The 13,432-nt window shown below is 68.6% G+C and carries 13 protein-coding genes; 12 read left to right on the plus strand and 1 reads right to left on the minus strand.

Annotated elements, in window-relative coordinates; translation table 11 throughout:
* Window positions 1–410: 410 nt before the first annotated feature.
* From I6U14_RS01405 to I6U14_RS01460, 12 genes are all read left to right on the plus strand, one after another.
* Window positions 411–1,004 (plus strand): Na+/H+ antiporter subunit E, encoded by a 594-nt coding sequence (locus I6U14_RS01405; protein ID WP_296896267.1) that lies wholly within the window; start codon window positions 411–413, stop codon window positions 1,002–1,004.
* Window positions 1,005–1,226: 222 nt separating this feature from the next.
* Window positions 1,227–1,490 (plus strand): monovalent cation/H+ antiporter complex subunit F, encoded by a 264-nt coding sequence (locus I6U14_RS01410; RefSeq protein ID WP_296896287.1) that lies wholly within the window; start codon window positions 1,227–1,229, stop codon window positions 1,488–1,490.
* A 48-nt stretch (window positions 1,491–1,538) separates the two neighbouring features.
* Window positions 1,539–1,844 (plus strand): monovalent cation/H(+) antiporter subunit G, encoded by a 306-nt coding sequence (gene mnhG / locus I6U14_RS01415; RefSeq protein ID WP_296896268.1) that lies wholly within the window; start codon window positions 1,539–1,541, stop codon window positions 1,842–1,844.
* A complete protein-coding gene (locus I6U14_RS01420; RefSeq protein WP_296896269.1) occupies window positions 1,841–2,125 on the plus strand; it encodes a DUF4040 domain-containing protein in 285 nt (94 codons plus the stop codon). The genes mnhG and I6U14_RS01420 overlap by 4 nt, the downstream gene beginning before the upstream one ends.
* Window positions 2,122–2,907 (plus strand): MnhB domain-containing protein, encoded by a 786-nt coding sequence (locus tag I6U14_RS01425; RefSeq protein WP_296896270.1) that lies wholly within the window; start codon window positions 2,122–2,124, stop codon window positions 2,905–2,907. Before I6U14_RS01420 ends, I6U14_RS01425 begins: the two co-directional genes overlap by 4 nt.
* 11 nt (window positions 2,908–2,918) lie before the next feature.
* On the plus strand, window positions 2,919–3,215 hold the full coding sequence (locus I6U14_RS01430) for an NADH-quinone oxidoreductase subunit K (RefSeq protein WP_296896272.1): 297 nt from the start codon (window positions 2,919–2,921) through the stop codon (window positions 3,213–3,215).
* On the plus strand, window positions 3,212–4,675 hold the full coding sequence (locus I6U14_RS01435; RefSeq protein WP_296896273.1) for a proton-conducting transporter membrane subunit: 1,464 nt from the start codon (window positions 3,212–3,214) through the stop codon (window positions 4,673–4,675). Before I6U14_RS01430 ends, I6U14_RS01435 begins: the two co-directional genes overlap by 4 nt.
* Window positions 4,672–6,177, plus strand: a complete 1,506-nt coding sequence (locus I6U14_RS01440; RefSeq protein WP_296896275.1) for a proton-conducting transporter membrane subunit — start codon at window positions 4,672–4,674, stop codon at window positions 6,175–6,177. Before I6U14_RS01435 ends, I6U14_RS01440 begins: the two co-directional genes overlap by 4 nt.
* A 40-nt stretch (window positions 6,178–6,217) precedes the next feature.
* On the plus strand, window positions 6,218–8,011 hold the full coding sequence (locus I6U14_RS01445; RefSeq protein WP_296896277.1) for a complex I subunit 5 family protein: 1,794 nt from the start codon (window positions 6,218–6,220) through the stop codon (window positions 8,009–8,011).
* Between the two features lie 190 nt (window positions 8,012–8,201).
* Entirely contained in the window at window positions 8,202–9,692 is a 1,491-nt protein-coding gene (locus I6U14_RS01450; protein WP_296896279.1) for a cyanophycin synthetase, read from the plus strand.
* A gap of 41 nt (window positions 9,693–9,733) precedes the next feature.
* Window positions 9,734–10,669: a hypothetical protein gene (locus I6U14_RS01455; RefSeq protein ID WP_296896281.1), complete on the plus strand. Its 936-nt coding sequence runs from the start codon at window positions 9,734–9,736 to the stop codon at window positions 10,667–10,669.
* A 54-nt stretch (window positions 10,670–10,723) separates the two neighbouring features.
* Entirely contained in the window at window positions 10,724–11,923 is a 1,200-nt protein-coding gene (locus I6U14_RS01460; protein ID WP_296896283.1) for a dicarboxylate/amino acid:cation symporter, read from the plus strand.
* 46 nt (window positions 11,924–11,969) lie between these two features.
* On the opposite strand, the gene I6U14_RS01465 is transcribed toward I6U14_RS01460, so the two are convergent.
* Window positions 11,970–13,432, minus strand: a 1,463-nt coding sequence (locus I6U14_RS01465) for an amidase family protein (RefSeq protein WP_296896285.1), incomplete at its 5' end; no start/stop codon positions are given.

Raw genomic sequence — 13,432 nt, forward strand, 5'->3', positions numbered from 1 at the left:
CCGTCAGCTTACGGTTCTAACCCGCCTCCCCGCGCGTGCCCCCGTATCGTCGTGCTGACGACCGTGCTGCGTGCCACAGCTCGAGGCAGGACGCCGTTTCCGCGCGGGGAATGTGCTTGAATGTTTGCGCACGTGGCGCCCGGTGGCGCCGATTACAAGCAGCGCGACGCAACAGACTGTAACTGTATCCTATGGCCGGCCGGCAGTGATACAGCCGCTCGCCGTGCCGCGTGCCGACCCGTTGCGGGGCCACGCGATGGTGGATTGCATCGATCGACAAATCCGAATATCGTGCGCCGCCCGTGGAAATCGGCCGCCACCGGCCCATTTCTCTGTGACCCGCGTGACCGATTCTCACACAGGCGCCGACCTTGGCCGACGCGACACTTCCCTCTGCTGGCAGCAAATTATTGCGCTGGACCACGCGCCTGGTGCTCTTTGCACTGTTATGGCTGGTGCTGGTAGGTACAGACCCGGTCTCGTGGATTGTTGGTGTGCCGGCCGTCCTGCTGGCCAGCTACGCCGCCGCCCGTCTGTCGACCTTGGTGGGTGCTGATCCGCGGCCGCTGCGGCTCATCGCGTTCGTGCCCTTCTTCGTCTGGGAGTCGGTGCTCGGCGGTGTGGACGTGGCGCGGCGCGTCCTGGCGCCGCGCCTGCGCATCGACCCCGCGCTGGTCAGCTACCGCCCCCGTCTCAAAGACCCTGCAGCGCAGGTCGTGTTCCTCGACACCATCAGCCTGCTGCCGGGCACCTTGTCGGCGGATATCCGCAAGGGACTGGTGCAGATCCATGCGCTCGACAGCGATCAAGCCATGGTGGCGGGTCTGGAACGCCTGGAGGCGCGGGTGGCGCGGCTCTTCGGCGAGGAGGTGACCGGCGCACCCATCGTGACGGTCACCAGCTGCGCCCGCGAAGACGCTCTGGCGCTGGCACGCGCCGAGGCGCAGGCGGCGGCTCAGGAGGCCGCGGCATCGGCGGGGCATGATCCCAGAAAGAGCAGTTGACCGCTCCGGAATATAGGCAAATGCCCGTGCTTGTTGTGATTCAGAAGGCCTCGGCGCGTCACCCACAGGGTGAACGGCGCTACGGCCGCCATGGCACGCCCCGCGCGGCGCCCAGCTGCGTTACAACTCGTTGGAATAGAATGACTATTCCGCCTCGTTGTGCCTTGCTGGACACCGCGCGGGACGCGCCCTGACGACCGTCCAACTGCTCCTTCTGGGATGATGCCTGAGTTCCTGCTCGCCATGGCGCTGCTCCTGCTGCTCACCATGTCCGCCGGACTGGTGCGCGTGGTGATCGGCCCAACGCCTGCCGACCGGATGATGGCGGCCCAGCTGCTCGGCACTTCCGGCATCGCCGTGCTGCTGCTGCTGGCACTGGCCCTGGAGGTTCCTGCGCTGCTGGATGTGGCGCTGATCTTCGCGCTGCTGGCCGCGGTCTCGGTGGCGGCCTTCACGCGTCGGCGCGCAGGTAGAGACCAGGCCTGAGCGCGCAACGTCCGGTCGCAACCGCCAGCCGAAGCCCGATCTCAGCCCATGTCCCTTGACACCATGCTGCATTTACTCGCGGCCGTCTGCGTGACGCTGGGGGCTGTCTTCTTCATTGCAGGCACCATTGGACTGCTGCGCCTGCCGGACCTGTTCAGCCGCCTGCACGCCCTCACCAAGGCGGACAATCTGGGACTCGGGCTGATCATGTTGGGGCTCATCCTGTACGCGCCGAACGTCATTTATGCCGCCAAGCTGCTGCTGTTGTGGATATTGGTGATGGTGTCCGGCGCTACGGGCGCACACCTGATCGCGAAGCGCGCCCTGCGCGGCGACGGCGAGGACGCCCAATGAGCCAGCTGACCCTGCTGATCATCTTCGACGGCGTGCTGCTCGTCACGCTGCTCGCGCTGGCGTTCGCCGCGGTGCTGAGCCCCGAGCCGCGCCGGGCCGTGATGCTCTTCATCGCTTTTGGACTGTGGCTGTCGCTGGTGTGGGCGCGGCTGCGCGCGCCCGACGTGGCTCTGGCCGAGGCAGCCATCGGCGCCGGGCTTGGCGGCGCGCTCATGCTCGCGGCTGCGCGGCGGGCCGCCCGCACGTCCACACGCAGCGACGGCGGAGGCGATGAGGCATGAGTATGTCGCAGAGCGAATCGCGGGCCGCCGAGCGCAACCGTGATCTGAGCCTGCTGGTGGCGGTGTCGCTGGCGGTGCTGGGAGCAGCGCTGACCTGGCTCTATTTCATCGCACTCAGCGCCGGAGCGGCGCCGCGCCTTGCGGACCTGGCCTACGAGCGCCTGCCGGGCACCGGGGTCAGCAACCCGGTCACCGCGGTGCTGCTCAATTATCGCGCCTACGACACCCTCATGGAGCTCGCCGTGCTGCTGGCGGCACTGCTCGGCATTTGGTCCCTCGGACCGGCGGCTCCAGGCTTCCAGCGCTCCGGGGCGGTATTGGCGGGTATGGTGTCCTGGGTGGTGCCGCTGCTCATCGTCACCGGGGGCTATTTGCTGTGGGTGGGCGGCTACGCGCCCGGCGGCGCGTTCCAGGCGGGCGCGCTCCTGGGAGCCGCCGGCGTCATCGTGCGCCTCGCGGGCGATCCGCGTGCCGGCCTGCCCGGCGAGGGCGCGCAACGCTGGCTGCTGGTGCTGGGTGTGCTTGTGTTCACCCTAGTCGGGCTCGGGCTCATGGCCTTCGGCGCAGGCTTCCTGACCTATCCGCCCAAATTTGCCAAGTGGCTCATCCTGCTCATCGAGATGGCGGCCACCGTTGCTATCGGTGTGGCGCTGGCAGCGGCCTATGTCGGCGGCCGCCCGCCGGGCCCCGAGGCGCAGCCCACCGCCGAGGACGAAGACGCCTTAACCGCGGCGGAGACGCCCACGCCCGACCCAACTCCGGCCCTCCGCCCTCAGCCCTAGAACCGTCCTTCATGCTGACCGCACAGTTCCTCTACGGCGCTGCTGGCCTGATGCTCTTCGTGCTCGGGCTCTGGTCCTTTTTGGTGCACGAGCCCCTGCTGCGCAAGATCATCGCGCTCAATATCACCGGCGCGGGCGTCTTCCACGTGTTCATCGCCATCGCCTACCGCGGCGACACGGCGCCGCCAGATCCGGTGCCGCATGCACTGGTGCTGACGGGCATCGTCGTCGCCGTCAGTGCCACGGCGTTGGCGCTGATGCTGGGCGCGCGTCTGCAGGACGCGGAAGAGGAAGACCAAAGCCGATGACCGATCCATTGGTGCTCTGCATTGCGCTGCCACTGCTGGGCGCAATGCTGGTAACCGCACTGCCGCGCTGGGCGGTGACGCTCGGCATTGTGGCGGCACTGTCTACGGCCTCCGCCGCCGTGGCCCTCACGGCCACCGTCTGGCAGCACGGGACCCTGCACCTCATGCTGGGCGGCTGGGATGCGGAGCTCGCCATTGCGCTGCGCGCCGACGGCATCGCCACGGCCCTGGTGCTCATGGCCAACCTGGTGGGCCTCGGCATCAGCGTCTATGCCACGGGCTACTTCCACGATCGTATACGGGTGCGCTCCTTCTGGCCCCTGTGGCTGCTCCTGTGGGCGGCACTAAACGGCCTCTTCCTCGCCGGCGACCTGTTCAACCTGTACGTGATGCTCGAGCTGCTCGGCATTGCTGCTGCGGCGCTCGGCGCGCTCACCGGCAACCGGGACGCGGTGGCAGCGAACCTGCGCTATCTGCTGGTGGGGCTGCTCGGCAGCATCAGCTACCTCCTCGGCGTGGCCCTGCTCTACACCGCCTACGGCACCCTAGACCTGGGGCTGCTGGCCCAGGGTGTCGCGGCGTCGCCTGAGCTCTACGGCGTCAACGCCGCGGCCATGACGCTGATGGTGGCCGGGCTCGCGCTCAAGGCCGCACTCTTCCCGCTGCATTTCTGGCTGCCGCCTGCTCACGCCAACGCACCGGCACCGGTGAGCGCCGCATTGTCGGCGTTGGTGGTGAAGGCAGCCTTCTACCTGATCCTACGGCTGTGGCTGGATCTATTCTGGCCCATCACGGACATGGCGGTGGCGATGCTGCCGGCAATGCTCGGCGCGGTCGCCGTGATCTGGGGCTCGTGGCGGGCATTGCGGGCGGAGCGGCTGAAGCTGCTGGCAGCCTATTCCACGGTCGCTCAGATCGGCTATCTGTTCCTGTTTCTGCCCCTGCTGGCGGCGACGCCGCCGGGCCCTGCCCGGGATGATCTGCTCGCGGCACTGCTGCTGATGGCACTGACCCACGGCTTTGCCAAGGCGGGGTTCTTTCTCGCCGCTGGCCTGGTACAGACCAACGCCGGCCACGACCGCATCGACGACCTCGGCGGGACTGCCCAGCGGCTCCCGGCGACAACCTTCGCCATCGCGCTGTCGGGCTCGGCGCTCATCGGTCTGCCGCCCAGCGGCAGCTTCATCGGCAAGTGGCTGCTGATGCAGGGCGCCATCGCCACCGGCCAGTGGTGGTGGGTGATCGTGGTCACCGCGGGGACGCTGTTGGCCTCGGCCTACATCTTCCGCGTGCTGAGCCGTGCCTTCGGCCTGGAGCCGACACCGCTCAAGTTCGTCACCGACGCCCGTGCCGAGGTGCCGGCACTGACCTTGGCACTGGTGTCGGTGGCGCTGCTTGGCCTGGCCTCGGGGCCGCTTTGGACGCTGCTCGGGCTCGGTGATGCAGGAGGCGGCGCATGAGCTGGGATTACGCAAGCCTCCTGCCCGGCGTCATCGTGCTGAGCTCGCTGCTGCCCGGCGTGTTCATTTTTCTGGTGCGGGAAGAGAGCCACACCCTGCGCACGGTGCTCAACCTGACCGGTGCCGTTGCCAAGCTGATCCTGGTAGGCCTGTTGATCTATGGCGTTTGGCTGGGGCAGGTCTTCGAGACCCGCATCGCCATCGCACCCGGGCTGACGCTGGTGCTGAATGCCGATGCGCTGTCGGTGCTCTTCGTCACCTTGTCGACGGTGCTTTGGCTCATTACCACGGTCTATGCCATCGGCTACCTGGAGCACTCCACCAACCGCTCGCGCTTCTTCGGCTTCTTCAGCCTGTGCGTGTCCGCCACCGTGGGCATTGCGCTCTCGGGCAACCTGCTGACCTTCGTCATCTTCTACGAGATCCTGACCCTCGCCACCTATCCGCTGGTGGCCCATCGCGGCACACCGGAGGCCACCCGCGGCGCCAAGATCTATCTGGCCTACACCCTCACCGGGGGCCTGCTGCTGCTGGTTGGCGCTGTGTGGCTGCGCACCCTGACGGGGCCGGTGGACTTCGTGGAGGGCGGTATCCTGGATGACCTGCCGGCGAGCCTACACGGCCAGCTGGTGGTCATCTTCGGCCTGCTGTTGGCGGGGCTCGGCGTCAAGGCGGCGCTGGTGCCGCTGCACGGCTGGCTACCCCAGTCCATGGTGGCGCCGGCGCCGGTTAGCTCGCTGCTGCATGCCGTCGCCGTGGTGAAGGCCGGCGCCTTCGGCATCGTCCGCGTGGTGTACGACGTCTACGGTGTCACGCTCGCCGGGGAGCTCGGGCTGCTGGCTGTGCTGTCGGTGCTTGCGTCCTTCACCATCGTCTATGGGTCCATCCTCGCGATGACACAGGACGGGCTGAAGAAGCGGCTCGCCTACTCCACGGTCAGCCAGGTGTCGTACATCGCGCTCGGCACCTCACTACTCGGACCCGTCGCTACCGTCGGCGGCTTGGTGCACCTGGTGCATCAGGGCATCATGAAGATCACGCTCTTCTTCTGCGCTGGGAATTATGCGGAGACCCTAGGCGTCGCCAACGTGAGTCAGATGGACGGAGTGGGCCGCCGAATGCCGCTGACCACCCTCGCCTTCACCATCGGCGCGCTGGGCATGATCGGCATCCCGCCCATCGCGGGCTTTGTGAGCAAGTGGTACCTCGGGCTCGGTGGAGTCGAGGCCGGTCAGCACTGGGTGTTGGTGATCCTCGCCACCAGCACTTTGCTGAACGCGGGGTATTTCCTGCCCATTCTCTATCGGGCCTGGTTCCGGCCGCTGCCGGCGTCCTGGCCGAAGGAGCACCACTTCCAAACCCGCTTCGAGACCATGGGCGCCCTCCTCTGGCCGCCTGTCATCACAGCGGTCTTCTGTCTGTTGGCAGGGCTGCTCGCGGCTGCACCCTTCAGCCCGCTGGAGTGGGCGCGACTCATTGCGCAGCGGGAGTATGGGTTGTGAGTGTCGAGGGGCGAGGGGCGAGTATCGAGGGGGACACCGCATGAGCGCTTGGCTGCTGCTGGCCGCTTGGGTTTGGCCGCTGTTGCTGGTGTGGCCGGCATCCGGGATAAGGTTCCGGCAGGACTGGAACGCGGTGCCGGACCCCTCGCCTCCTCGGCACTCGCAACTCGAAGCTCGCAGCTCGACCCTTCCTTGGGTCGCGCTCGGTCCCGTGCCGGCACTCGCGGCGGCGCTGTTGGCGCCATTGGGCACAGAGCTGCCCCTACCCTGGCTTTTCTTGGGCACCTATTTGGTGCTGGATGCGACGGGGCAGATTTACCTCGGCTTCACGGCGCTGGTGTGGCTCGCGGCGGGCGTCTATGCCGCCTTCGGTGAGCGCGGTGCCCCGGTGGGGAAACCTGCCGCGCGTAGCGGGCGCTTCGATGCCCTGTTCCTCTTGGCCATGGCTGGTAACTTCTGGCTCATCGTCGGCGCGGATCTGTTCAGCTTCTACGTCGGCTTCGCGATGATGGGCATCGCCTCCTACGGGCTCGTCGTGCACGACGGGAGCCCCTCTGCGCTGCGGGCCGGCAAGGTCTACCTGGTGATGGCACTGCTGGGGGAGGTGGCACTGTTCGCGGGGCTGGTGATGCTTGCAAGCGAGACCGGCACCACTCGGCCGGCGCTGGATGACGTAAGCGCCCTCGGCAACGCGACCATCGCGCTGCTGCTGCTCGGGCTCGGCGTCAAGGCCGGCCTGGTGCCGCTGCACCTGTGGCTGCCGCTGGCGCATCCGGCGGCTCCGGTGCCGGCGAGCGCAGTGCTCAGTGGCACCATGATCAAGGTCGCGCTGCTCGGCTGGCTTCGGTTCCTGCCGGTGGGAGAGCTGGCGCTGCCGGGCTGGGGGCACTGGCTGGCGCTGGCTGGCCTCGCCACAATGACCCTGGCGCTGCCGGTGGGGCTGGTGCAGCGCGATGCCAAAGTTATCCTCGCCTACTCCAGCATCGCCAAGATGGGCTTCCTGATGACCGCGCTGGGGCTTGTGCTGGTGGAGCCGGCACTGGCTCCGGTGGGCGTGGCCGCCATCGCCTTCTACGCCGCCCAGCACGGCCTCGCCAAAGGCGCGCTCTTCCTAGGTGTCGGACTGCGCAAGCACGCCGGCGCACCGGGCACCACAGCCCAGGCGATGATCCTGGGCGTGGTGGTGCTGCTGGCGCTGGCGCTGGCAGGGGCACCCTTCACCAGCGGTGCCGTAGCCAAGTACGACCTGAAGCCCGTGCTGGAGGGCGCCGCCTGGTCCTGGATCGGCGCCGTGGTGGCCGTGACCACCGTAGGCACCGCCCTGCTCATGGCGCGCTTCGTCTGGGTCGCCGCGAACATCAAGGGCCACGCCGAGCCGCGCTGGGCCTGGCCGCTCGCGGCCTGGGGCCTGCTTGCGGCGCTTGTGGTGCTGTTTCCGTTCGCTTTCGGCAAGCCCGCCGCCTGGCTCAGCAACGCCCTACCGGTGGGCATCGGCGCGGGGATCGCTGCTGCTGTTGCACTCATGGCTGCGCTGCAGCCGAGACTCTTCGCGCCCTTCGTCGGCCTGGTGCCCGCGGGCGACCTGCTGACTCTGCTCACGCCGTTGCTGCGGGCGACCAAACAAACGGGCGAGGTCTTCCTGGAGGACCTCGGCCGCACCTGGGGCCGGCTCAAGGGCGCCGCCCTCAATGCCTTCGAGCGGGTGTTCGGCACCCCCGCCGGCGACGTGGAGCGGGACCTGCGGCAATGGCCTGTAGCCGGCGCCCTCTGGGTGGGCATCAGCGCCCTCCTGCTGCTCCTGCTGCTGGCCGCCCGGGCACCGGGTAGCGGCTAGAGCTACCAATCCAGCGCCAGGAGCCGGAGGTCACCGTCGCATCGAATTCGGTGTGAGCATGTGCTCACCGCAAGCAGCGAGCCCCTGCTGGAGCGGCTCGACCGGCGGCAAGCCGCGCTAGAATCGCGCCTCCGGCGCCCGGCATCGCGGGCGTGCGGTTTTGCACCGAAATCAACACGAGATCGCCCGCTTGCCGCCGTCCTCGCCAGAGCTGCATCCGCTGTCGTCACCCTCCGAGGCCTTTGCCAGCATCGAGTTCGCCTGGCAGCGTCGCCCGCCGGACCTGGAGCTCGATGCACTGACGGATATCCAGTGGCGCTCGGATGCCTGCACGCCGGGCTCGGTGCTGTGCTTTCAGTGCCACGACGGCGGTCCGTCCGACAGCGAGCTATACCAGCGCTATTTGGCCGACTGCCCCTTCGCGGTGCTGGTCACCAACCGGCGCATGGACTGCTTCGATGCCTTGCAGCACAAAGGCTTATTCGTCACGCCGCCGGGCGCCTCCGGCCGCCTGATCACGCGCCATTGCGCTGCCTCCTACCCGCTGCCCGCGGCCCCCTGGCCCATCCCCGCCGCGACCGGCCCCAACGGGAAGACCACGCCGGTGAACTACCGTGAAGCGCCGCCCCCCCCCGCCGGTCACCCCCGACGTACGGTGGGCACGCTCGGTCTCGCGCTGGACGGTGTGGATCAGGGCATCACCGGCTTCACGTCCCCGCCGCTGGTGGAGCTGCGCCGACTGCTGGCGGACTACCAGGACCGAGCCGATGTGCTGATCACCGAGGCATCCAGCCATGCCCTGCACCAGGGGCGGCTGGGCGGCCTCACATTCGACGCCGCCGGCTGGACCAATTTCAGCCTGGACCACCTCGACTACCACGGCACCGAGGCCGCCTATTTCGCCGCCAAGGCGGCCATCCTGGACCACCTGCCCGCGGGAGTGCCGCTGGTCACCACCAGTGCCGACGTGGCCGCGCGCCTGGGCCGCGAGCACCCGGGCGCCCCGGCGGAGCTCATCACACCGCCGGCGGCGGAGCCGGTGATGCTTCGGGCCCGGCCCTTCCTCGCGCTCGGCTACAACCGGGCCAATTACGCGCTGGCGCTGGCGCTTGCCGAGCGCATCCTGGCGCGCAGCACCAAAAAGCTGCCGGCTGCGCCCTGGCGGGCCCTGCAGGCGGTAGACGGGCGCTTCGAGACCTTCGTTAACGGCAACCGGACCGTGGTGGTAGACTTCGCCCACACGCCGGATGCGCTGGAGAACGTGCTCAAGGCCATCCGCGCCGCCTTCCCCAATGCACAGGTGACCACGCTCTTCGGCTGCGGCGGCGATCGCGATCGCAGCAAGCGGCCCATGATGGGTGCGGTGGTCTGCCGGCACTCCGACCACGTCATTGTCACCTCCGACAACCCGCGCTTCGAGGACCCGCAGGTCATCATCGCGGAAACCCTGGCCGGCATGTCCGCCTGCCCGCGCGCACCCGAGCCTATCGTCGACCGGGCCGGGGCCATCCGGCGCCTGTTCGATCGACTGGACTCGGCATCGGCGGACATACCGCAGGTGGCCCTCATCGCCGGTAAGGGGCACGAGCGCTACATCGACCGCAACGGCACCAAGTCCTATTTCAGTGACCAGGATGAGGTGGCGCAGAACTTCGCGCGGCTGGGATGGACGCGCGGCTAGCCGCCAGGGAAGGGACGCGGATGCGCGGCCCGATCGGGGTCTTGCGGACGCGCAGCACGGCGGCCGTCGCCCTGGCCTGCGCGCTGCTGATCGCGGGCTGCGGCGGCGGCGACAAATTCGCCGGCAGCACCAGCATCAGCGCCTGCATGGACCCAGCCGAGGCGCGCTCGCCGGACATCCGGCGCAGCCTCCCGGCGCTGCGCGGAGCGCCCGTGTGCTATCGCCGCCAGCAGGTGCGCGAGGGCGGCTTCCACTGGACCTTCCATATCCTGGAGCACACCCGCGATCCGGACGGCCCCTTTTGGGTGCTGCCCCATGATAATGAGAACGCTGCCTTCGATGCCGCCGTGCATGCGCTGCTCACCTATGGCGGCGGCCTGCTGGCGGTGGACGCCGGTGGCAACCGCACCTACCGGGGCCAGGACCCGAACCGCAACTTCTCCGCAACTCGCGGCGAATCCCGCCTATGCAGCGGCCAGCGGCGGCCGGCACCGCGCTACACACGTGCGATCCTGGAGCATTATCGGGGCCGTCGCGGGCCCATTCTCGCGTTGCATAACAATGGGGATGGCCATGCGGGAAACGGCGGCTACGGCAGCATCTCCATGCATCGCACCGGCCCCATGCTGAGCCATTGGCCGGGTGCCGCGGGGATGGGCAGTCGGGCGCTGCGCGACGAAGACAACCTGATCTTCGTCGCCGGGCGCCGCTCGGCCTATGCCGATACGGGCATGCGCCGGCGCATCGCGTCGCTCAACGCCGCGGGGCTCAACGTGATCCACAAACAGGTGACGAGCCGCACCTTCGACTGCTCCCTATCGGACTATGTCGCCCTCCACGGCCTTGGCGAATACTTCAACCTGGAGGCCGAGCACGGCGCCCGCACCACGCAGGTGGAGATGGTCGACAGGCTCATGGCGGTGCTCGGTATCCGGCCGCTGGACAGTCGCAGCCGCGGCAACCCCTTCCTCAACTGAGGATTGCCGGGGCAGGCAATGGATGCATGCAGCCGGATAGTATTGCGGGGGGACATGATCGCTAAAGCACTCTACTCCACCCCGGCGGCACTGGTGCTGGGCGTGCTCGCAGCGCTGCTGCTGCCGGCAGGGGCGCCCTATGTGGCTTGGCTCGGCGAGATCTTCCTGTCCCTGCTCAAGGTCCTGATCCTGCCGCTGATTCTGTTCTCGATCTTCGCGGCGCTGGCCGGCGGCGCGGATCTGAAGCGGCTCGGTGCCCGGACGCTCGGCTTCTACCTGGCGACCTCCGCCGCCGCAGCTACCGTCGGCACGCTGCTCGGCTGGACCTTCTCCCGCGGCGTGGCGCCCGGCCTCCTGGAACTGCCGCAGGTGAACACAGAGGGCGCGGATTTCAGCATGGCTGCGCTGGTGACCAACTTCGTGCCGGAGAACCTGTTCGCGTCCTTGGCGGCGGGCAATATCCTGCACGTCGTGGTCATCGCCATCTTTGCGGCGCTCGCCTCCCGCGGACTGCCGGCGGCGCAAAGTGGGCTTCTGAGAAACGGCGCCGAGGCCGTCAACGCGCTCCTGATGCGGATGCTCTCGCTGCTGCTGCTCGCGGCGCCCGTGGGCATCGCAGCGCTGGTATACGCGAGCCTCGCGGACATGGACTGGGGGGCAGCGCTCGAGCTTCGGCCCTTCGTCTGGGCCGTCGCCCTGGCCGCAGCGGTCCATGCCGGGCTCTTTTTACCGGCGCTGTTGTGGCTCGGCAGCCGGCGGGCACCGCTGGCCTTTCTGGCGCAGGTGCGCGCAGCCCCGGTCACCGCCCTGGCCACCGCATCCAGCTCCGCCACCTACCCGGTGTCCAAGCGCGTGTTGGAAGACAACGCCGGCGTCAGCCCGGGCACCACGAGCTTCACGCTGCCGCTAGGCGCCACGCTCAACATGGACGGATCGGCGCTGTACCAGTCCGTCCTGCTCATCTTCATCGCCCAGCTTGCCGGCGCCGAAGTGACCCTGGCGCAGGCGGTGCTCATCGTACTGCTGACCATGGCCTCCAGCGCCGGCACGGCCGGCATACCCGGCGGCGGCATCGCGATGATGGCCTTCATGCTGGACCTACTCGGTCTACCCCAAACCTACCTGGCGCTTTACCTGGTGGTGGACCGCTTTTTCGACTACCCGATCACGGCGCTCAATGTGTGGGGAGACTTGGTAGTCGCCGCGGTAGTGGATACGGGGGCTCAGCGCTCGCAGGCTGGCCGAGCCACCTGAGGCCGGCCGTGCAGCTGGGAGCCCGAGCGCGTCTGGGAGACACCGATTATTGGCTTTCCTCGGCCGGCTGCTTTGAGACGGGTAACTGCGGCGGCCTGCGGACGTCGGCAGCCTGCTCGAAGGCCCTACCGAGGACAAGCAGCCGCCCCTCGGCGAATGCCGGTCCGACAAAGGAGAGGCCGAGCGGCAGTCCCTGCTCGGTAAACCCCATGGGCAGAGTCAGCTCCGGCAGGCCAGCGATGGAAGCGAGGTACGCCGGCTGCAGAGGCTCATCGGCATTGCAGTCGTAGCTCGTGTCATAGTCGTGCAGCAGTGATGACGCAGGGCACAGCATCGTCGGCAGGATCAGGGCTTCGACCTCATGATCGCCGAACAGTGCCACCACCGCATCACGGACAGCCGGCAGCCGGCGCGAGAGGATATGCAGATAGGCAAGATCCGCGAGCCCAGGGCTGCGGAGCGCCCGTTGGTACGCGCCCAGCCGGCCCGGGTGAACGGGGCTGGGCGAGCCGGCGATGAGCGGAGACTCGCTCATGCGCACCAGCTCCGCAAGGCTGTGGGGCATGCCCTGCTCCGTGTGCAGCAGGTAGGCGTTCAGTTGGTCTCGGAGCTCCGTCTCGACGACACGCTCGAGCATGCTGCCGGCGTCGAGTAGGGCCGCCGGCAGGGACACCTCCACCAGCTGCGCACCCTCGGCACGCAGCCGCTCCTGGGCTTCCGCAAAGGCTTTGTCCACCTCGCGGTTGCCGCCGCGATAATCCACAGCGACGCCCAGCCGAGCCCCTTCCAGGCTCGCATCCGCAAGGTCCGCGCTGTAGCCGTCCGGCCGCTTGGGCGGATCGGCCGGGCGGGGGTCCGCCGGGTCCGTCCCCGCAATAACCCCCGACACCCATGCCAGATCCGCCCCGCTGCGCGCCCGGGGTCCGGTGACCTCAAGGCTCAGCGCCGTCGGCACCACGCCGGCCCGGCTGGTGATACCGAGGCTCGGCCTGAGGCCCACCAGCGCTGAGACGGCGGCAGGTCCGCGCAGCTCGCCCAGCGTGTCGGTGCCGACGGCCAGCATGGCCAGGTTGGCGGCAACGGCGGCACCATCGCCAGCGCTGGAGGGTGCCCGCCGCAAGTTGTACGGATTGCGGGACTGACCGCCCGCGGAGCTGTACCCGGGGCGGCCAGCAGCAAGCCCGAGCTCGCTCAGATTCGCTTTGCCCAGGATAACGGCCCCGGCTTCTCGCAGCTGGGCCACGACGAAGGCATCGCGCAGCGGCTCGTGGCCGCGCAGGCTCGCCGAGCCGGCCGTAGTGGGCAGCTCCAGGGTATCCAGGTTGTCGCGCACCACGACGGGGATGCCGTGCAAGGGCCCTCGCGGCCCGGACGCGGCCCGCTCGGCGTCGAGCGCGGCGGCGTCCTCGGCAGCGTGCTCATTGACAGCGATGAAGCTGTTCAGCCGCGGACCGTCCCGATCCAACGCTTGGATGCGCGCGAGGTAGGTGCGGGTCAGCGCCGCTGAAG

The sequence above is a fragment of the Thiohalocapsa sp. genome, from assembly GCF_019695415.1.
GTDB lineage: Bacteria > Pseudomonadota > Gammaproteobacteria > Chromatiales > Chromatiaceae > Thiohalocapsa.